Below are 20,664 nucleotides of genomic sequence, written 5' to 3' on the forward strand. Positions count from 1 at the left end.
CAAAGGCGCCTCACCCGCCAGCCGCGTCACTAACGTCCCGGGTTAGTACATCTAGACCTCGAGCTTGAGGTCGCGCAGCAGCTTGGCGACGTGGCCGGTGGCGCGCACGTTGTACTGCGCCAGGGCGACTTTGCCGTCGGGGCCGACCACCACGGTGGAACGAATGAGCCCGTCGTAGGTGCGGCCGTAGTTTTTCTTTTCACCCCACGCCGCGTAGGCCTCGGCCACCGCATGGTCCGGATCGGAGAGCAGCGGGAAGGTGAGCCGTTCAGCCGCCGCGAAGCCGGCGAGCTTTTCGACCGGGTCGGGGGAGATGCCGACGACGTCGTAGCCTGCCCGTTGCAGGGCTGCCAGCGAGTCGCGGAAGTCGCAGGCCTCCTTGGTGCATCCAGGAGTGGCCGCCGCGGGGTAGAAGTAGACCACGGTGTTCCGGCCGTGGAAGTCCCGCAGGCTGACCTCGCGTCCTGTTGAGTCCAACAGCTGGAAGTCAGGTGCGTCGTCTCCGGGAACGAGTCGTTCGGGCATTATTCCTCCTTGACAAATGTGCGAAATTCCAGCCTAGTGAGCGCAGGAGCGGTCGACGAATCCGACAATCGTTATACTCTTGGGTATGCCTGATATGGATCGCTGGCCCACGGGCCGCCTATTGTCAACGGCAGCACGCCTTGTGGAACACTCCTGGAACGAGAAGCTGGGGGCCATTGGCCTTACCCATGCCGGGGTCATCGCCATGGAAGTGCTCTCCGCCAACGGACCCATGACGCAAGCGCAATTGGCGCAGCTGGTCCGCGTCCAAGCCCAGACCATGGGCAAGACGCTGAGCCGGCTCGAGGCGCATGGCCACATCTCCCGGGAGCGCAGCGCCTCTGACCGCCGGAGCCACGTCGTGACCCTGACCGATCGCGGCCGTGATGCCGTCGTCGCAGCCGCGGATATGGAGCGCTCGGTCCTGGCTGCTGCCTCGATCGACCCCGACTCGCTGCGGCACGAGCTGCAGTCCGTGGTCCGCGAGCTGGCCAACCGGATGTCCACCACGGAGGCGAAAGCCATTGTCACCGCCGTGGAACCGGGCGTGTCCGCCGACGCCAACTAGGCTGATGGCGCCTGTTCGCCTCAATTAGCTTGCGCTACCTGGGCCTGTACCGGACCCGGCGGTTGCCGCTACGTACCGGGACCCGCCTGTTCGGGCCCGGGAAACGAGTACACGCTACTGGGGTCAAGCCTGCCCCGCTGGGCGAGCATGGGGCCATGACTAGGTACGTCCTCGAACCCAGGTCCTTGGAGCATCATTGCCAATGCTGCGGCGGATCTGCCGTAGCTGTCTTCTGTGAAGACTGCGACCCCCACACGGAATCACCGGCGGAACGCTAGGGGCATTTACCCGGGCTGTGCCCGGAACCCTGCCAGCCCCCTATCCCGGGCGTCTGGCACCGCTTCTCCGTGACGCGGCGCGGCCCGTGTCCATCACCGGGCCGGGCGCAGGCCGGACATAGGATCAAAAGCATGGAAGCGCACCTGACCGCGGAGCTCGAAGGGCAGACCTCGATCAACGAGCTGCTCGACGAGCCGGTCGGCGCATCCCCGATCCAGCTCGCGCTGCCGATCCACTTCCACTTCGCGTCGGCCGAGCGCAGGTAGTGCCGGCTTAACCCCACTAGCCTGCTGCGGGACACTTGCAGCCCGCGCCCGAGGTTCCCGCCCAGTTGTTCGCCATCGCAGCCCCGCGGGCAGCCCAGCGGCCCGCGGATTGCTGCAAAGTTGCGTGGGACCCCTGCGGATGAACTGGGCAGGAGCGCCGGCGGACCGGGGCGCGCGAAGCTGAAACGCGCTACCCAGGCAGTCCGCGGCACGGTGAACGGCTTGGGGCAAAAAGAAAACCCCGTCCGGCAAGCTTTTCAGCCTGCCGGACGGGGTTTCTTCGGTGGTGCACCCCCCGGGACTCGAACCCGGAACCCATTGATTAAGAGTCAATTGCTCTGCCAGTTGAGCTAGAGGTGCAGCTGTTGTTTTCGTTCCCCGCGGGCTTTTTATTTCCCGCGGTGTTCTCCGCAACGACATGAAACTCTACACGAGTTTTGGTGCAGTGTGAAATCGGGCTGCAGGCGGTGCCTGCCGGCTAGCGGGGGACCTCCAAAACCAGCACGAAAGCAGGGTTTTGGCCGTTGCTCAGGGCCCAGAGCCGCCCGTCCGGAGCCAGTGCAACGTCGCGGATCCGGCCGTATTCGCGTGTGAAATAGGCCACAGGGTCGGCCGCGAACTCCCCACGCAGCGGAACCTTCCAGATCCGTTCGCCGCGGAGCGCTCCCAGGTAGGCCGTGTCGCCGATGATTTCAAGCCCGCTGGGCGAGGAGTCCGCCGTCGAAGGCCACACCACCTTGGCGTCGCGGAACCCCGTGCGGTGCGGGGCGCCGGTCACCTCCGGCCAGCCGTAGTTGCCGCCGGGGACAATCAGGTTCAGTTCATCGTTGACGTCCGGGCCGAATTCGCTGGCCCACAGCCGTCCGGCGCTGTCCCAGTCGAGCCCCTGGACGTTGCGGTGCCCCAGGCTGAACACGGGGTTATCGTCGAATGGATTGCCGGGTGCAGGCTTCCCCTCGGGGGTCAGGCGGAGGATCTTGCCGCCCAGGGCGTTGCGGTCCTGGGGATCGCCGCTGCGCCTGGCATCGCCGGTTCCGACGTACAGATAGCCGTCCGGTCCGAACCGGATGCGGCCCCCGTTGTGCGTTCCCGCCTTGGGGATCCCGGAAAAGACCAACTCGGGAGCGCCGAGGTCCGGGCGGCCGTCGGCGCCGAGCCGGAAGCGGGCGATCCGGTTGTCCGACTCGGCGGTGAAGTAGGCGTAGAGATACCGGACCGTCCCGGCGTCGGGGGACAGGGCCAGCCCCAGCAGGCCGCCTTCGCCGCCGGGGACGACGCCGGGCACCTTGCCCACCGTGGCGGCGGGGCCGTTTCCGCCCGGCGGCAATGACTTCAGCAGTGCGCTGTCCCGCTCCGAAATGAGTGCAGTGCCATCCGGCAGGAACACCGTTGACCAGGGCAGCGTCAGCCCCGCATTGATCCGGGCGGCGACCCGCGGCGCCACCGGGCCGGCCGGGCTGCTGCCGGCTGTGCCGCCGGGAGGGCTGCTCGTGGCCCCGCCGGTCGCCCCCGGAGCGGACTGGCTGCCGGCGGTGCCGCCGGGCGGGCTGATGGCCGATGGGGGAGCGGCCGGGGTGCCGGAGCAGCCTGCCGCCGCCAGCGACACCGCCGCCGCCGCCGCCGCCAGGACGGAGCGCCGTGACGACCGCGGGGACATGGCTACAGCCGTGACCGGCGCGGCGGCCGGAAACCCGCCGCCTCGGCGTGGGCCGCGGAAAGGAACCAGACTTCGGCACGGGTTTCCTCGTACGAGGGGCTGGTCTCATCGTGGTAGATCATCGACGAGGCGTTCCCCTTGACGGTGAACCCCTCCGGGCCGCTGCCGTCCGGGGCCGGCGCCGCCGACCCTTCGCCGTACGGCTGCTCCACGGCCAGGTGCCCGGCGGGTGCCGCAGCGTGTTCGGCGGGTGCCGCGGCGTGGCTGGCCGCGCCCTCGGTGAGGGCTGCCGAGGAGGCCGCCTGCGCCGTTTCGATGTCGGCGGCCTCGGCGGCCGCGGATTCCGCGCCGGGAAGAGTGGGGGCGTGCGGCTCGGTGTATTCGGCGTGGTGTACGCGGGGAGTCCCGGCCGGCTGCTGCCCTGGTACGGCTGCGGCTGCGGCTGTTGTGGCACCCGCTCCGCCCGCACCGGCGGCGGGGCTTTCCGCGGTCCCGGACGCCTCGCCGTGGGCATGGTGGTCGTGGGCTACGTGCGCCCCGTGGGCGCCATGGGAAAGGTCGTGGTGCGGGACGTGTTCCTCGGCAGGCGGTGTCTCCGACCACTGGGTCTCCCACTCGGCACCGCCGTCGGCTGCCCCCGCGGGGGCGGAACCGGCAGCGGCGCCCTCGACCTCGGTACCCCCTGCAGGCGCGCCCCCGACGTCGGCGCCGCCGACGTCGGTGCGATCGGCGTCGGCGGCCTCTGCAGCTCTGCCCTTTGCATCGGCGGCGCGGGCCGGCGCGCTGGCGGCCGCGGCGTCGTCGTCGGCGGTGGTGGGCGGCACCGGCTCGGCGTTGCCGAATCCGGCGGCGGACGGCATCCCCGTGGTGGCGGCAGCGGCGGCCGATGCGGCGGCGGTCCCGCCGGACAGGGCGCCGTCGTGGCTTTCCCGGTTGTCCGGAGTGTGGCGGGAGGCGTCGGTTCCCGCCCCCGTGGATGGCGAGGTCCCAGCGCCACTGCGGGCATTGTTGCGGTTCAGCAGCCACCAAACGACGCCGACAATCACCACGATGACGATGAGCCAGATAATCCAATCCATAGCCGAATCCTTCTGTCCAGGCGGCAGGGTTGCCGTTGCTTGACGTTACGTCCGGCCCGACGCGGCTGTCCAGCGTTCCCGCCGCCGCCCCGTGTAGCCTCGCTGGATGGATTTCAAGCGACTGCGGATTCTCCGCGAGCTGGCCGACCGCGGCACCGTGGGCGCTACGGCGGAGGCGATGCGGGTGACACCGTCGGCCGTCTCGCAGCAGCTCAAGACCCTGCAGGACGAGCTCGGTGTGGTCCTGGTCGAGAAGTCGGGCAGGGGAGTGCGGCTGACTGAAGCGGGGCTGGCCATGGCCGGTGCGGCGGCGGAGGTGTCCACCGCGATGGCCCGCGCCGAGGCCACCATCGACACCTACCGCTCGGCTGGCAGACCCGGATCAAGGCGGCCTTCTTTCCGAGTGCCGCGGAAATGTTCCTGCCGGGACTGCTGCACCGGGTGAAGGAGATCGACGGCCTCCGGTTCGAGGCGCACTTCGAGGATCCCGGGGTCGCCGGGTTTGCCGCCCTGGCCGCGGACTATGACATTGTGCTGGCCCACAGCGTCGACGGGCCCGAAGTCTTCGCCCGCCAGGGACTTCAGGTGATTCCGCTCCTGGACGAACCGCTGGACGTGGCCGTGCCGGCCCACCATGCGCTGGCCGGCAAGGCGACGCTCAGCGCCCAGGACGTCGTCGGATTCCCCTGGATGGGGGTGCCCGACGGTTTCCCCTTCGACACCGTGCTGCGCCAGATTGAGATGCAGGCTGATTCCCCGGCACTGCGGGCGCAGCTCTTCCCGGACCTGCGAGTGCTGGAAGCCCTGGTCAGCGCCGGCCACGGGCTCAGCCTGCTGCCGCGCTACACCGCCCTGAAAAACCAAGGGAAAGGGTTCGTGCTGCGCCCGCTCACCGGCGTCAAAGCCAGCCGCAGCATCGTGGCGCTCGCCCGGCCCGAGGCCGCGGCCCGGACCACCATCCAGCGGGTGCTCTCGATGCTCAAAACGGAGGCCCAGGCGGTGGCCGAGGCGCCGGAACTGCGTGATGCGGCTCACGGAAATGAAGCTCAAGCCGGCCGCATGTCCGAAGAATGAGACGAATGTCCACTATTTGGGCGAAATATTCCCGGTTTTAGGCTTAATGAGCCTATCCGGCTCGTTGCTGCCGACGGCGGAGCCCTAGACTTTGAGCCATGAGTGACGACACCCAAACAGCGACAGAAACCACGCCGGACATCAAACCCCGCAGCCGGGTCGTTACCGACGGAATCCACGCGGCGCCCGCGCGCGGCATGTTCCGGGCGGTCGGCATGGGCGACGACGACTTCGCCAAGCCCCAGGTGGGCGTGGCGAGTTCCTGGAATGAAATCACTCCCTGCAACCTTTCGCTGAACCGGCTGGCCCAGGGCGCCAAGGAAGGCGTGTTCGCCGGCGGCGGGTTCCCGATGCAGTTCGGCACCATCTCCGTTTCCGACGGCATCTCCATGGGCCACGAGGGCATGCACTTCTCCCTGGTCTCCCGCGAAGTCATTGCGGACTCGGTGGAGACCGTGATGCAGGCCGAACGGATCGACGGCTCCGTGCTGCTGGCCGGCTGTGACAAGTCCCTGCCCGGCATGCTGATGGCAGCCGCCCGCCTGGACCTCTCCAGCGTCTTCCTCTACGCCGGCTCCATCATGCCCGGTTGGGTCAAGCTTGAGGACGGCTCGGAGAAGGAAGTCACGCTGATCGACGCCTTCGAGGCCGTGGGCGCCTGCGCCGCCGGCAAGATGAGCCGCGAGGACCTGGACCGCATCGAAAAAGCCATCTGCCCGGGCGAAGGCGCCTGCGGCGGCATGTACACCGCCAACACCATGGCCTGCATCGGCGAGGCCCTGGGCATGTCCCTCCCGGGCTCCGCTGCTCCGCCCTCGGCCGACCGGCGCCGTGATGTGTTCGCGCACAAGTCCGGCGAGGCCGTCGTCAACCTGCTGCGCCTGGGCATCACCGCCCGGGACATCATGACCAAGAAGGCCTTCGAGAACGCGATCGCCGTGACCATGGCCTTCGGCGGCTCCACCAACGCGGTGCTGCACCTGCTCGCCATCGCCCGCGAGGCCGAGGTGGAGCTCACCCTGGACGACTTCAACCGGATCGGCGACCGGATCCCGCACCTCGGCGACCTCAAGCCGTTCGGCCGCTACGTGATGACCGACGTCGACAAGATCGGCGGTGTTCCGGTCATCATGAAGGCACTGCTCGACGCCGGACTGCTGCACGGCGACTGCCTCACCGTCACCGGCAAGACCGTGGCCGAGAATCTGGCCTCGATCAACCCGCCGGATCCGGACGGCAAGGTACTCCGCGCCATGGACAACCCGATCCACAAGACCGGCGGCATCACAATCCTGCACGGCTCGATGGCTCCGGAAGGCGCCGTCGTCAAGAGTGCCGGCTTCGACGCCGACGTCTTCGAGGGCACCGCCCGCGTCTTCGAGCGCGAACAGGGCGCGCTGGACGCGCTGGATAAGGGCCAGATCAAGGCCGGCGACGTCGTCGTCATCCGTTACGAAGGCCCCAAGGGCGGTCCGGGCATGCGCGAAATGCTCGCGATCACCGGCGCCATCAAGGGTGCAGGCCTGGGCAAGGATGTGCTGCTGCTCACGGACGGCCGCTTCTCCGGCGGGACCACCGGCCTGTGCATCGGCCACGTCGCCCCGGAAGCGGTCGACGGCGGCCCCATCGCCTTCGTCAAGGACGGCGACCGGATCCGCGTCGACATCGCAGCCCGCACCTTCGACCTGCTGGTCGACGAGGCCGAGCTCGAAGCGCGCAAGGTGGGCTGGGAGCCGCTGCCGGCCAAGTTCACCAAGGGTGTGCTGGCCAAGTACGCCAAGCTCGTGCACAGCGCCTCCACGGGCGCCTACTGCGGGTAATACCGGAACCGGGAGGCGGCCTGGGCCGCCTCCCGGTTCCCAACTAGTGGACAGTGCTGTCCATATACTGAGACATGGCGCAGGCTCGTTGACACCTGTCTCAGTAAGAGGGAAAACTGAACGCATGATCGAGATCGTTACCGCCGGCGGCGTCGTCGTACTTACCAAGCGCGTGGCTCCATAGCCTCCACTGGTAACGAACCGTCACGCGCAAACCCCTCGAAGAGCCGCCAGGCTGAGGGGTTTTTTTATTTCCGTACCACCAGCACCACCAGCAATATGTATGTCCCGCAGTACCCAGATCGCCGAAGATCCACCCGCAGATCCACCAAAGGAAGAGTCCGATGAGCAAAGGATCGCCGATCAGCCCCTCGCTGATGGCCACAAAGTCCGCTGGAGCCCACAAGGCTCCGGAACGCCTCGAACGCCCGGCCGACGCCGGCGTCGAGCATGCTGCTGCCTCTCCCGTCCTTGGGCCGAACAACGTCGTACCCCCGACGGTGATGACCGGCTCGCAAGCAATTGTCCGCGCGCTCGAAGAACTCGGCGTCCAGGACATTTTTGGTCTTCCCGGTGGCGCAATCCTGCCCACCTATGACCCCTTGATGGCCTCCAAACTGAACCACATTCTGGTCCGCCACGAACAGGGAGCCGGCCACGCCGCGCAAGGCTATGCCATGGTCACCGGACGGGTTGGCGTCTGCATCGCCACCTCGGGCCCCGGTGCCACCAACCTCGTCACCGCCATCATGGACGCCCACATGGACTCCGTGCCGATGGTGGCCATCACCGGCCAGGTCTCCAGCGGAGTCATTGGCACCGACGCGTTCCAGGAAGCGGACATCGTCGGCATCACCATGCCGATCACCAAGCATTCCTTCCTGGTCACCGACCCCAACGACATCCCGCACGTGATGGCCGAGGCGTTCCACCTTGCCTCGACCGGGCGCCCCGGCCCCGTCCTGGTGGACGTCGCCAAGGATGCCCAGCAGGGCCAGATGACGTTCTCCTGGCCGCCCAAGATCGACCTGCCCGGCTACCGGCCGGTGGTCCGCGGCCACAGCAAGCAGGTCCGTGAGGCCGCCCGGCTGATCGCGGCCGCCAGCAAGCCGGTGCTGTACGTCGGCGGCGGCGTGGTCAAGGCCCACGCATCCGCGGAACTGCGGGAACTGGCCGAACTCTCCGGCGCACCCGTGGTCACCACGCTGATGGCCCGGGGCGTTTTCCCGGACTCGCACCCGCAGCACGTCGGCATGCCGGGCATGCACGGGGCGGTGTCGGCCGTGACCGCGCTGCAGCAGTCCGACCTGCTGATCACCCTCGGTGCACGCTTCGACGACCGGGTCACCGGCATCCTGAAGTCCTTCGCCCCGAACGCCAAGGTCATCCACGCGGACATCGACCCGGCGGAAATCTCCAAGAACCGCACCGCCGACGTTCCGATCGTGGGCTCGGTCAAGGAGATCATCCCGGAACTGACCGACGCGCTGCGCCTGCAGTTCGAAGCCTCCGGAACCCCGGACCTCACCAACTGGTGGGCCTTCCTGAACAACCTCAAGGAGACCTACCCGCTGGGCTGGACCGAACCTGAGGACGGCCTCAGCGCGCCGCAGCGCGTGATCGAACGGATCGGTGCACTCACCGGACCCGAGGGCGTCTACGTCGCCGGCGTCGGCCAGCACCAGATGTGGGCCTCGCAGTTCATCAAGTACGAACGCCCGCACGCCTGGCTCAACTCCGGCGGGGCCGGCACCATGGGCTACGCCGTTCCCGCCGCCATGGGCGCCAAGGTGGGGGAGCCGGACCGGGTGGTCTGGGCGATCGACGGCGATGGCTGCTTCCAGATGACGAACCAGGAACTGGCCACCTGCGCGATCAACAAGATCCCGATCAAGGTCGCCGTGATCAACAATTCCTCCCTCGGCATGGTGCGGCAGTGGCAGACCCTCTTCTACGAGGGCCGCTACTCCAACACCGACCTCAACACCGGCCATGACACCGTCCGGATCCCGGACTTCGTCAAGCTGGCGGACGCCTACGGCTGCGCGTCCTTCCGCTGTGAACGCGACGAGGACATTGACGCCACCATCCAGCAGGCCCTGGCAATCAACGACCGCCCCGTCGTGATCGACTTCGTTGTCAGCCCCAACTCCATGGTGTGGCCGATGGTTCCCGCCGGAGTCAGCAACGACCAGATCCAGGTTGCCCGCAACATGACCCCGGACTGGGAAGAAGAGGACTGAACATGACCCGCCACACACTCTCCGTTCTGGTCGAAGACAAGCCCGGTGTGCTGACCCGCGTCGCCAGCCTCTTCGCCCGCCGCGCCTTCAACATCAACTCCCTGGCCGTCGGCCCGACCGAGGTTCCGGGCATCTCCCGGATGACGGTCGTCGTCGACGCCGACGGCGAGCTGATCGAACAGGTCACCAAGCAGCTGAACAAGCTGATCAACGTGATCAAGATTGTCGAGCTCACCCCCGAATCTTCCGTACAGCGCGACCACATCCTGGTCAAGGTACGTGCGGATGCCGCAACCCGGCTGCAGGTCACCCAGGCGGCCGACCTGTTCCGCGCCTCAGTGGTCGACGTCTCCACCGAGTCGGTCGTCATTGAGGCCACGGGCCACCCCGACAAGCTCACGGCACTGCTTTCCGTGCTGGAGCCCTTCGGCGTCCGCGAAATCGTGCAGTCCGGCACCCTGGCCGTCGGCCGCGGGTCCCGCTCCATGAGCGACCGGGCCCTGCGCTCCGCCTAAAAGGCGCGCCGGGCCCGCAGCACCACCAACATCATTTTCGATTTTCACCAGACAACACCAAAGAATCCATCAAAGGAGACACCCCAGTGACTGAAATGTTCTACGACGACGACGCCGACCTGTCGATCATCCAGGGCCGCACCGTCGCCGTCATCGGTTACGGCTCCCAGGGCCACGCCCACGCCCTCAGCCTGCGCGATTCCGGTGTTGACGTCCGCGTCGGCCTGAAGGAAGACTCCAAGTCCCGCGCCAAGGCCGAGGCCGAGGGCCTGCGTGTCCTCAACGTCGCCGACGCCACCGCCGAAGCGGACCTGATCATGATCCTCACCCCGGACCAGGTCCAGCGCCACGTCTACGCCGAGGACATCGCCCCGAACCTGCAGGCCGGCGACGCCCTGTTCTTCGGCCACGGGTTCAACATCCGTTACGGCTACATCCAGCCGCCGGCCGATGTCGACGTCGCCCTGGTCGCCCCGAAGGGCCCGGGCCACATTGTGCGCCGCGAGTTCGAAGCCGGCCGCGGCGTGCCGGACCTGATCGCCGTCGAGCAGAACGCGTCCGGCAAGGCCAAGGAACTGGCCCTGTCCTACGCCAAGGCGATCGGCGGCACCCGTGCCGGTGTCATTGAGACCACCTTCACCGAAGAGACCGAAACCGACCTCTTCGGCGAGCAGGCAGTCCTCTGCGGCGGCGCCTCGCAGCTGATCATGTACGGCTTCGAGACCCTGACCGAAGCCGGCTACAAGCCCGAGGTGGCCTACTTCGAGGTGCTGCACGAGCTCAAGCTGATCGTGGACCTGATGGTCGAGGGCGGCATCGCCAAGCAGCGCTGGAGCGTCTCCGACACCGCGGAATACGGCGACTACGTCTCCGGCCCGCGGGTCATCACCCCCGAGGTGAAGGAAAACATGAAGGCAGTCCTGAAGGACATCCAGGACGGCACCTTCGCCAAGCGCTTTATCGACGACCAGGACGCCGGCGCCCCCGAGTTCAAGGCCCTGCGCAAGAAGGGCGAGGACCACCCGATCGAGGCCACCGGCCGCGAACTGCGCAAGCTCTTCTCCTGGATCAAGAACGAAGACGACTACACCGAAGGATCAGTAGCCCGCTAGATCCCGGTGGTGGTGGGCGGCGGTGTCCTTGAAGGCTGCGTTGTTGCGTGAGGAACGAGCGCAGCAGCCGAAAGGACATCACCGTTCACCACCCAACGTTCCAAAATCCCCACCTGATATACAAGAGAGCTAAAGAGGTCACCGGTGACAAGCACCAAACCTGTCGTACTCCTCGCTGAGGAACTTTCGCCCGCCACGATCGAGGCCCTCGGCCCGGACTTCGAAATCCGCCAGACCGACGGCGCCGACCGTTCCCAGCTGCTCTCCGCGATCGCCGACGTCGACGCGATCCTGATCCGCTCCGCCACCCAGGTGGACGCCGAGGCCATCGCCGCGGCCAAGAACCTCAAGGTGATCGCCCGCGCCGGGGTCGGCCTGGACAACGTTGACATCAAATCCGCCACGCAGGCCGGCGTGATGGTGGTCAACGCCCCGACGTCGAACATCGTCTCCGCCGCCGAACTCACCGTCGGCCACATCCTCAGCCTCGCCCGCCACATCCCGCAGGCCTCGGCCGCGCTCAAGGACGGCGAGTGGAAGCGCTCCAAGTACACCGGTACCGAGCTGTTCGAGAAGAAGATCGGCATCATCGGCCTCGGCCGGATCGGCGCCCTCGTCGCTGCCCGCCTGAAGGGCTTCGACACCAAGATCCTCGCGTACGACCCCTACATCACCTCCGCCCGCGCCGCCCAGCTCGGTGTGCAGCTGGTGACCCTGGACGAACTGCTGGCCCAGTCGGACTTCATCACCATCCACATGCCCAAGACGCCCGAGACCGTCGGCATGCTCGGCGCCGAGGCGTTCAAGAAAATGAAGAGCACCGCCTACGTCGTCAACGTCGCCCGCGGCGGCCTGGTGGACGAGGAAGCCCTGTACACCGCGCTGCAGTCCGGCGAGATCGCCGGCGCCGGCGTCGACGTGTTCGTCAAGGAGCCCAGCACCGACCTGCCGTTCTTCAAGCTGGACAACGTCGTGGTGACCCCGCACCTGGGCGCCTCCACCGACGAGGCGCAGGAAAAGGCCGGCGTCTCCGTCGCCAGGTCCGTCCGCCAGGCTCTGGCCGGCGAACTCGTGCCCGACGCCGTGAACGTCGCCGGCGGCGTCATCGCCCCGGACGTGCGCCCCGGCATCGCGCTGATCGAGAAGCTGGGCCGGATCTTCACCGCGATGACCCACGCCTCGCTGACGCAGTTCGACGTGGAGGTGGCCGGCGAGATCTCCTCGCTGGACGTCAAGGTGCTCGAACTCGCCGCCCTCAAGGGCATCTTCGCCGACGTCGTGACCGAGCAGGTCTCCTACGTCAACGCCCCGGTGATCGCCGAGCAGCGCGGCATCAACGTCCGGCTCATCACCACCCCCGACACGGAGTCCTACCGCAACGTCCTGACCCTGCGCGGGGCCCTGAGCGACGGCTCCCAGATCTCGGTGGCCGGAACCCTGACCGGGCCCAAGCAGATCCAGAAGCTGGTCGGGATCAACGGCTTCGAGGTCGAAATCCCGATCAGCGAGCACCTCGTGGTGGTGGCCTACTCGGACCGACCCGGCGTGATCGGCACCATCGGCCACATCCTGGGCATGAACAACATCAACATCGCCGGCATGCAGGTGGCCCGCCAGGCCGAGGGCGGTCAGGTGCTCGCGCTGCTGACCATCGACAGCTCCGTGCCCCAGCAGGTCCTCGAAGCGATCAAGGCCGGAATCGGCGCCGAAATGGTCCGCGAAGTGGACCTCGAAGACTAAGTCCCCGGCGTGGCAGCCTGTGGCGGCAACACCGCCGCAGGCGGCCATGAATGGGCGGCCGGTCTGCGTACAATGGCTAGGTCCGAAATTTCGGATTTGGCCGGCAGACCGGCCTTTACTTTTGCACGCCCGGCCGGGACGCCTTCATTTCCGCGCGGAATGAACTGCGGCGTGCGCACGCAATCCAGCTTTCAGGAGCCCAATGAACGCCGTCCAGAGGTTCATCAGAAGCAGAGTGCTTTTGCTGACCGCGTCCATTTTGATCGTGGCCATGTGCCTGTCCGTCCTGGTCCAGGGCCAGTCGCAGGCCGCGCTGAACCGCACCGTCGACCAGAACTCCCGCGGGCTCTATGACATCCTCGTCCAGGCCAAGGCGGAGGACAACGGCGGCTTGATGCAGCCCGAGATCGCTACCGGCCAGGGCGGCATCAGCTTCGACCAGCTGGATTCCATCCGCAAGCTTTCCGGCACCTCGGTCGCGGCCCCGATCAGCCTGGTCTCCCGCGTCTCGCAGAACCTCGAGTCGCCGCGCCTGGACGCCACCGACTACCTCGGCTACAACGCCGGCCTCGCCGGCACCGCCGGTGACCCCAGCGCCACCGACCCCGCCAAATGGCCCGCCGCCGAGTCCGTGCTGAGCGACACGGCCAAGAAGTACCGCCTCACCGCCAGCGCAGTGAGCTCGGACGGCAAATCCGAACAGACCCTCTTCAAAACCAGCGCCGAAGGCTCCGTCGGCAAAGCCAAGCTCGTCGAAGAGGAAGTCGCCGGCGGCAAGAACGTCCGGATCGCGGGCCCGGACGGGGAAACCGGGATCAAGTTCCCCGCCCCCGCCGGCGGCTCCGAGCACAACCTCTTCAACCTCTCCGTGTCGCTGCCGCTGGCCCCGCAGGTGACCGAGTCCGTCGTCGCCGTCGACCCGGTCTCCGAACGTGCGCTCCTGGGCGGCGCCGGCGACTTCCTCGCACCGCTGGAGAAGGCGCCGCCGGCCGACGCCCGCAACGCCGGCGCGATCGGCCGCCACTTCGAGAGCCTCTTCACCAACGGCATCAGCATGGAACAGCTCAAGGAAGGCCCCGACTTCTTGGGCGTCAAGCTCAAGTACTGGGCTCCGCTGATGACCCAGTACCAGCAGGCCAAGCGCGCCGGGCAGCTGACCGCGGATTCGCAGGCGATCCCGCTGATCGTCCGCTCCGGCACGTCCCTGGACCTCAAGTACTCCGTCAAGATCGAGGAAATCGACGACGCCGGCAACGTCACCAAGGATGTCGGCACCGTCACCCGCTCGCTGGACAAGGACTACCTGCCCTTCGTCTCCAAATCCCCGTTCGCCCTGGCCTGGCCCGGGTCCAAGGACCTATCCAAGCTGCTGGGGGACACCGGCACCTTCGGCCAGGGCCTCTACAACCCCGCAACCTGGAGCACCGACTTCGCCGCCGCCCCCAAGTACAAGGACGGCAAAACCGCAGGCAACGGCGCCGTCGACAAGTCCGCGGTCCCGGGTGACTGGGTCACCGTGAACCGGCTGCCGGAAAAGGGCGCCAACGACGCCCCGGTGGACCAGACCCAGCGCACCCCGGTGGACGAGCGGTCCTACCGGGACAACCTCGCCACCGGCAAGAAGCCTGCCACGCCGCTCGCCATGGTCTACGGCACGTTCGACCCCGCCAAGGTCCAGGAAGCCGCCGGTGACGTCAACCGCCTGCCGCTCGGCGGCTACGACCCGACGCCGATGACCCTCACCAAGGATGCAGACGGCAAGGACGTCGAGCCCGCAATGCTCAAGCCCTCGCTCAGCGGCACCGGCCTGGTCAGCCAGTCGGCCGGCGCCATTACCGATTACTACGGCCTGGCCGCCGCCCGCGGCTACGAGAAGAACGCCTCCGTGATTGACGCTGTGCGCGTCCGCGCCAACGTCGAGGGCAGCTGGAAGCAGGCCCAGCCCGAGGTCGAGAAGCTCGCCAACGAGATCCGCGACATGGGCCTGCAGGCCACCGTGGTGGCGGGCTCCGCCCGCGAGGACGCCAGCATCTTTGTGCCCGGCTACTCCAAGGACGACGCCGGCAAGGAGTCGCCGCTGGGCACCGTGCAGCAGTCGTGGGTCCGCCAGGACGCCGCCGACGCGGTCTCCGGCTCCCTGACCGGCACCAACCTGACCCTGCTCTTCCTGACCCTGTGCGGGGCGGCCCTGCTCACCGGCGCCTCCACGGTCAGCTACGTCCGCAAGCGCCGCCGCGAAGCCGGAACGCTGCGGGCGATGGGCTGGACGCAGCGCAAGATCCGGTCCTGGGTGCTCGCCGAGTTCGGCGTCGGCGCCGCCTTGCTGGCCGTCGCCGGCATCGCCCTGAGCCTGATCAGCTGGAACCCGGCCACCGCGGTGGTCTCCGCCTCGGTGCTGGTCCTGTACTGCGGCGCAGCGTTCTTCGCGGCCCAGCAGCTGCGGCACCGCGAGGTCATCGACCAGGAACCGCAGCACGATGAGCGGCTCATCCCCGTCGACTCGCCGCTGACCTTCGCCAGCCGGCAGCTGAGCACGAACAAGTTCAACACCGGCTCCCTGGCCGTGGCCGTCGGCGTCTTCGGCGCCGCGGTGGGCGGTCTCGCCGCCCTGCTGATCGACATCCCCCGCGCCGCCGGCGCCAGCGCCCTCAGCGGCGTCGCAGCGGCCAGCATCGCGCTGCCGAGCATCATCCTGGGCGTCTCCGGGGTGGCCGTGGGCCTGCTGCTGACCATGGTCACCGGCCGCTTCGAGCTGGGCGCCAAACGCCAGTACCTCGGCATCCTGCAGGCCATGGGCTGGAACCCGGACATGCTGGGCCAGGTCCGCTTCTTCGAAAACGCCATGGTGGGAGCCATCGCACTGCCGCTGGGTGTCATTGGTGCCCTGGGCATCGGTCTGCTCCTCGCCCCCTATGCCGCACTCTGGGCCGGAATCGCCGGACTGGTGGCTGTACTTTGCTGGATTCCGATTGCAACGAAAGTGGTCCAATGACTAACGAGCTGAACCTGACCAGGGCGGCCCGGAACCGGATGCCGGAGAGCACCGGGAACGGCGGCCACCAGACCCGCGCCAACACGATCGTGAAGGCCACGGACCACGCCACGCCGCTGGAACTGAGCAACATCACCATCCATTACGGCGGCGGCAAGGGCGGCGCCGAGGCGGTCAACGTCGTCGACGACTTCAACATGACGCTGCACGCCGGCGAAATGCACTGCGTCGCCGGCCGCTCCGGCTCGGGCAAGACCAGCATCCTGACCGTCGGCGCGGGCCTGACCCTGCCGACGTCGGGCCGGGTGTTCTGGGAAGGCGACTCGCTCGAAACCATGGGCGACGACGAAATCGCGGACCGCCGCCGGGCGCTGATCGGCTACGTCGACCAGGGCGGTGCCCTGATCGACGGAATGAGCGCACTTGAGAACGTGCTGCTCCCGGCCGTGCCCGACGGCGAGGTCGAACAGCGCCGCGACATGGCCAAGGACCTGCTGGACCTCGTGGGCCTGGGCCGGCGCATGCGGCACCGTCCCGCCCAGCTCTCCGGCGGCGAACGCCAGCGCGTCGCGATCGCCCGGGCCCTGATCCTCGGCACCCGCGTGCTGGTGGTCGACGAGCCCACCGCGAGCCTGGACCGCACCTCGGCCAACCGCATCATCAGCATCCTCAAGGACACGACGTCGGACGGCATCGCCGTCCTGGTCGCTTCACACGACCACGAACTCGTGCGCCAGAGCGATACCCTGACCGAACTGATCTAGGTTAATAACGTGACGCTTTCCGAAAAAACCCCGTTCTACATCACCACGGCTATCAGCTACCCCAACGGCGTGCCGCACATCGGGCACGCCTATGAGGTCATCGCCACCGACGCCATGGCGCGGTTCAAGCGGCTGGACGGCTACGACGTCTTCTTTATGACCGGCACGGACGAGCACGGCCTGAAGATGCAGCAGACGGCGGAAAAGGAAGGCATCCCGGTCAAGGAGCTTGCCGACCGCAACTCGGCCGCGTTCCGGCAGATGAGCGATGACCTGGGCATCTCGCTCAGCCGCTTCATCCGCACCACGGACCCGGACCACTACGAGGCCGCCAAGGCGCTCTGGCAGCGGATGGAAGCCAACGGGGACATCTACCTGTCCAAGTACGCCGGCTGGTACTCGGTCCGCGACGAGCGCTACTTCGTCGAGGACGAGACCGAGGTCCGCGAGGACGGGATCCGCTACGCCTCCGAAACCGGCACCGAGGTGACCTGGACGGAGGAGGAGAGCTACTTCTTCAAGCTCTCGGCCTACCAGGACCGGCTGCTGGCACTGTATGCGGACCAGCCCGACTTCGGCGCCCCGCACAGCCGCTTCAACGAGGTCATCAGCTTCGTCAAGGGCGGCCTCGAGGACCTCTCGATCAGCCGCACCTCCTTCAACTGGGGAGTGCCGGTCCCGGGCAACCCGGACCACGTGATGTACGTCTGGGTGGACGCGCTGACTAACTACCTGACCGGCGTGGGCTTCCCGGACACGGACTCGGAGAGCTTCCGGAAGTACTGGCCCGCGGACGTCCACGTGATCGGCAAGGACATCTCCCGGTTCCACGCCGTGTACTGGCCGGCGTTCCTGATGTCCGCCGGGTTGGAACTGCCCAAGCGCGTGATGATCCACGGCCACCTGCACAACCAGGGCATCAAGATGTCCAAGTCGCTGGGCAACGTGGTGGCGCCGGCCGACTGGGTGGCGCAGTACGGCCTGGACCAGGTCCGGTTCTTCCTGCTCCGCGAGGTCCCCTTCGGCGCCGACGGCAACTATAGCCACGACGCGATTGTCGGCCGGATGAACTCGGACCTGGCGAACAACTTCGGCAACCTCGCGCAGCGCTCGCTCTCCATGGTCGCCAAGAACTGCGAGGGCCGCGTGCCCGTTCCGGCCGGCTTCAGCGCCGAGGACGCCGCGCTGCTAGGCCAGGCCAAAGGCCTGCTGGACATCGCCCGGGCCGCGTTCGAGAAGCAGGAGTTCAGCCGCGCGCTGGAAGCGATCTGGAACGTCCTCGGCGACACCAACGCCTACTTCGCCGAGCAGGCGCCGTGGGTACTGCGGAAGACCGACGTCGAGCGGATGAACACCGTCCTGTACGTCACCCTCGAGGTGCTGCGGATCGTCGCCATCCTCGCCCAGCCGGTGATGCCGGCGGCGACGGCGGCCATCCTCGACACCCTGGGCCAGGCCGACGGCGACGCCCGCGACTTCGCGGCCCTGGACACGCCCATCGAGGCCGGCACGCCGCTGCCCGCCCCGGCCCCGGTGTTCCCCAAGTACGAGGAGCCCGCCGAGGCGTAGGGCCTTTTATTCCACCGCCGAGGTGGCATTTCGTGCCAATGTTCCCGCCGGACATTGCCGCGAAATGCCACATCGCGGTTGTTAAGGGGAGCGGGCGTTCGAATAATGAGACAAGTTGACCAGCATGTGGATTCCTTGGCTACGCTGAATCCATGAGCGCATCCACCATTGATCTGGCAGTTATCCCCGGCGACGGCATTGGCCCGGAAGTCACCGCCGAGGCGCTAAAGGTCCTGGAGAAGGCCGCCGCCGCCGAAGGCATCGACCTGCAGCAGACGCACTACCAGCTCGGCGCCCAGCACTGGCTGGAAACGGGGGAGACCCTGCCGGAGGAAACCCTGGCGGACCTGCGCACGCGCGACGCCATTCTCTTCGGTGCGGTGGGCGCGGCCCCCGGCGACACCCGGATCCCCTCCGGCATCATCGAACGCGAGCTCCTGCTCAAACTGCGCTTCAGCCTGGACCACTATGTGAACCTGCGCCCCTCCCGGCTCTACCCCGGCGTCGGCAGCCCGCTCGCGAACCCCGGGAACGTTGACTTCATCGTGGTCCGCGAAGGCACCGAGGGCCCCTACGTCGGCAACGGCGGCACACTCCGGGCCGGCACCCCGCACGAGGTGGCCACCGAGGTCTCGCTGAACACCGCCCACGGCGTGGAGCGAGTGGTCCGCGATGCCTTCCGCCGCGCCAACGAACGGCCGCGCAAAAAGCTCACCTTGGTGCACAAGCACAACGTCCTGGTCTTCGCCGGGCACCTCTGGAAGCGGACCGTGGAGGCCGTGGCGCAGGAGTTCCCGGAGGTCAGCCACGACTACCTGCACGTGGACGCCGCCACCATCTTTATGGTCACCGACCCTGCGCGCTTCGACGTGATCGTCACGGACAACCTCTTCGGCGACATCCTCACCGACCTCGCCGCCGCCATCACCGGCGGAATCGGCCTGGCAGCCTCGGGCAACATCAACATGGACCGCACCGCGCCGTCCATGTTCGAACCGGTCCACGGCTCGGCCCCGGACATTGCCGGCCAGCAGAAGGCCGACCCGAGCGCCGCCATCCTTTCCGCCGCACTGCTGCTGGACCACCTGGGCTACGCCGCAGCGGCCCGCAAGATCGAGGCGGCCGTCGCCGCCGACGTCGAAGGCCGGGACGGCAGCTTCCGGAGCACTGCCGCGATAGGCGACGCGATCGCCGCCGCCCTTTAGCCACAGCCGCGGGCGGCCGTGGTATCGGGCGTAAGCTTGTTTCGAATCACCAACATGCTGCCGTGGTCCGAGGTTGAACCACGTTCACACACCAGGCAGCCGACCGTGGAGGAACCATGACCCAGACTGCCCATGGCGTCGAATTCAGCCAGCGGCTCTCGGCGACCCCGAAGTCCGCGCAAGAGCGTGCAGCCATCCTGGCCAACCCGGGATTCGGCGACTATTTCACCGACCACACCGCGATCGTCGACTACAGCGTCGACGCCGAGGGCAAGGGCGGCTGGCACGATCCACGAATCGAACCCTACGGTCCCATCACGCTGGATCCTTCCGCCGCGGTGCTGCACTACGGCCAGGAAATCTTTGAGGGGCTCAAGGCCTACCGCCACGCCGACGGTTCCATCTGGACGTTCCGCCCCGAGGCCAACGCCGCCCGGCTGAACAAGTCCGCGCGCCGGCTCGCCCTCCCGGAGCTCCCGGAAGAATACTTCCTGACGGCCATCCGCGAACTCGTCTCCGTGGACCGCGAATGGGTCCCCTCCGGCGACGGCGAAGCCCTCTACCTGCGCCCCTTCATGATCGCCACGGAGGCGTTCCTGGGCGTCCGCGCCGCCCGCGAAGTGTCCTTCCGGGTCATCGCATCGCCGGCCGGCAACTACTTCGGCGGCGAGCTCAAGCCCGTGTCGATCTGGATCTCCCGCGAATACGCCCGCGCCGGCCGCGGCGGCACCGGCGCGGCGAAGTGCGGCGGCAACTACGCCGCGTCGCTGATTGCCCAGCAGGAGGCCGAGGCCCACGGCTGCAAGCAGGTCCTGTTCCTGGATCAGTTCAATGACAACGCCGTCGAGGAACTGGGCGGCATGAACGTCTTCTTCGTGATGAAAGACGGCTCGCTGGTCACCCCGGCGCTGTCCGGCACCATCCTCGAGGGCGTGACCCGCTCCTCCGTGATCCAGGTGGCCCGGGACATGGGCCGCGAGGTCACCGAGCGCAAGATCACCCTGGATGAGTGGCGCGACGGCGTTGCCTCCGGCGAGATCACCGAGGTGTTCGCCTGCGGCACCGCGGCCGTGATCACCCCGATCGGCGTGCTAAAGGACGAGACCGAGTTCATCGGCTCCGAGGACGCCAAGGCAGGTGAGACCACCATGGCCATCCGCGAACAGCTGCTCGGCATCCAGACCGGTACCGTCGAGGACACCCACGGCTGGCTGACCCGCCTGGCATAGCCCGCGGCGATACGTACGACGGCGGCC

The 20,664-nt window shown here is 67.7% G+C and carries 17 protein-coding genes and 1 tRNA gene; 14 read left to right on the forward strand and 4 right to left on the reverse strand.

All coding sequences use genetic code 11. The features are described 5' to 3' along the window. Positions 1–51 precede the first annotated feature (51 nt). Entirely contained in the window at positions 52–525 is a 474-nt protein-coding gene (bcp, locus tag ABIN76_RS17050; RefSeq protein ID WP_346960851.1) for a thioredoxin-dependent thiol peroxidase, read from the reverse strand. Between the two features lie 94 nt (positions 526–619). On the opposite strand from bcp, the gene ABIN76_RS17055 reads away from it, so the two are divergent. Together ABIN76_RS17055 and ABIN76_RS17060 are read left to right on the forward strand one after the other, a co-directional pair. After that, positions 620–1,093 carry a MarR family transcriptional regulator gene (locus tag ABIN76_RS17055; protein ID WP_346960866.1) on the forward strand — a complete coding sequence of 158 codons (474 nt, stop codon included), beginning with the start codon at positions 620–622 and terminating at the stop codon, positions 1,091–1,093. 410 nt (positions 1,094–1,503) lie between these two features. Further along, on the forward strand, positions 1,504–1,638 hold the full coding sequence (locus tag ABIN76_RS17060; RefSeq protein ID WP_346960852.1) for a hypothetical protein: 135 nt from the start codon (positions 1,504–1,506) through the stop codon (positions 1,636–1,638). Positions 1,639–1,922: 284 nt separating this feature from the next. On the opposite strand, the gene ABIN76_RS17065 is transcribed toward ABIN76_RS17060, so the two are convergent. The 3 genes from ABIN76_RS17065 to ABIN76_RS17075 all read right to left on the reverse strand — a co-directional run bounded on the left by ABIN76_RS17065 (position 1,923) and on the right by ABIN76_RS17075 (position 4,374). Beyond that, positions 1,923–1,998, reverse strand: a tRNA-Lys gene (locus ABIN76_RS17065). Between the two features lie 118 nt (positions 1,999–2,116). Continuing rightward, positions 2,117–3,295: a PQQ-dependent sugar dehydrogenase gene (locus ABIN76_RS17070; RefSeq protein WP_346960853.1), complete on the reverse strand. Its 1,179-nt coding sequence runs from the start codon at positions 3,293–3,295 to the stop codon at positions 2,117–2,119. Positions 3,296–3,297: 2 nt separating this feature from the next. After that, on the reverse strand, positions 3,298–4,374 hold the full coding sequence (locus ABIN76_RS17075) for a hypothetical protein (protein ID WP_346960854.1): 1,077 nt from the start codon (positions 4,372–4,374) through the stop codon (positions 3,298–3,300). A 106-nt stretch (positions 4,375–4,480) separates the two neighbouring features. Here ABIN76_RS17075 and ABIN76_RS17080 point away from each other — a divergent pair, with 106 nt between their 5' ends. The 12 genes from ABIN76_RS17080 (at position 4,481) to ABIN76_RS17135 (ending at position 20,637) form a co-directional block, all read left to right on the forward strand. Continuing rightward, entirely contained in the window at positions 4,481–4,819 is a 339-nt protein-coding gene (locus ABIN76_RS17080) for a LysR family transcriptional regulator (RefSeq protein ID WP_346960855.1), read from the forward strand. Next, entirely contained in the window at positions 4,789–5,448 is a 660-nt protein-coding gene (locus tag ABIN76_RS17085) for a LysR family transcriptional regulator substrate-binding protein (protein WP_346960856.1), read from the forward strand. Before ABIN76_RS17080 ends, ABIN76_RS17085 begins: the two co-directional genes overlap by 31 nt. A gap of 98 nt (positions 5,449–5,546) precedes the next feature. Then, positions 5,547–7,268 (forward strand): dihydroxy-acid dehydratase, encoded by a 1,722-nt coding sequence (gene ilvD, locus ABIN76_RS17090; RefSeq protein WP_346960857.1) that lies wholly within the window; start codon positions 5,547–5,549, stop codon positions 7,266–7,268. 344 nt (positions 7,269–7,612) lie between these two features. After that, on the forward strand, positions 7,613–9,511 hold the full coding sequence (locus ABIN76_RS17095) for an acetolactate synthase large subunit (RefSeq protein ID WP_346960858.1): 1,899 nt from the start codon (positions 7,613–7,615) through the stop codon (positions 9,509–9,511). Positions 9,512–9,513: 2 nt separating this feature from the next. Further along, entirely contained in the window at positions 9,514–10,026 is a 513-nt protein-coding gene (ilvN, locus tag ABIN76_RS17100; protein WP_138768975.1) for an acetolactate synthase small subunit, read from the forward strand. An 86-nt stretch (positions 10,027–10,112) separates the two neighbouring features. Beyond that, entirely contained in the window at positions 10,113–11,138 is a 1,026-nt protein-coding gene (gene ilvC / locus ABIN76_RS17105; RefSeq protein WP_346960859.1) for a ketol-acid reductoisomerase, read from the forward strand. A gap of 144 nt (positions 11,139–11,282) precedes the next feature. Further along, positions 11,283–12,878 (forward strand): phosphoglycerate dehydrogenase, encoded by a 1,596-nt coding sequence (gene serA / locus ABIN76_RS17110; protein WP_346960860.1) that lies wholly within the window; start codon positions 11,283–11,285, stop codon positions 12,876–12,878. Positions 12,879–13,080: 202 nt separating this feature from the next. After that, positions 13,081–15,870, forward strand: a complete 2,790-nt coding sequence (locus tag ABIN76_RS17115) for an FtsX-like permease family protein (protein WP_346960861.1) — start codon at positions 13,081–13,083, stop codon at positions 15,868–15,870. Continuing rightward, positions 15,867–16,634 (forward strand): ATP-binding cassette domain-containing protein, encoded by a 768-nt coding sequence (locus ABIN76_RS17120; RefSeq protein WP_346960862.1) that lies wholly within the window; start codon positions 15,867–15,869, stop codon positions 16,632–16,634. The genes ABIN76_RS17115 and ABIN76_RS17120 overlap by 4 nt, the downstream gene beginning before the upstream one ends. A gap of 9 nt (positions 16,635–16,643) precedes the next feature. After that, positions 16,644–18,203 (forward strand): methionine--tRNA ligase, encoded by a 1,560-nt coding sequence (gene metG / locus ABIN76_RS17125; protein WP_346960863.1) that lies wholly within the window; start codon positions 16,644–16,646, stop codon positions 18,201–18,203. Between the two features lie 152 nt (positions 18,204–18,355). Further along, positions 18,356–19,408, forward strand: coding sequence for a 3-isopropylmalate dehydrogenase (locus ABIN76_RS17130; protein ID WP_346960864.1), 1,053 nt, complete (start codon positions 18,356–18,358; stop codon positions 19,406–19,408). Between the two features lie 116 nt (positions 19,409–19,524). Then, on the forward strand, positions 19,525–20,637 hold the full coding sequence (locus ABIN76_RS17135; protein ID WP_346960865.1) for a branched-chain amino acid aminotransferase: 1,113 nt from the start codon (positions 19,525–19,527) through the stop codon (positions 20,635–20,637). Positions 20,638–20,664: the final 27 nt, after the last annotated feature.

Origin of the sequence: uncultured Arthrobacter sp. (assembly GCF_964021775.1) — a bacterium.
In the GTDB taxonomy this organism is placed as follows: Bacteria; Actinomycetota; Actinomycetes; order Actinomycetales; family Micrococcaceae; genus Arthrobacter.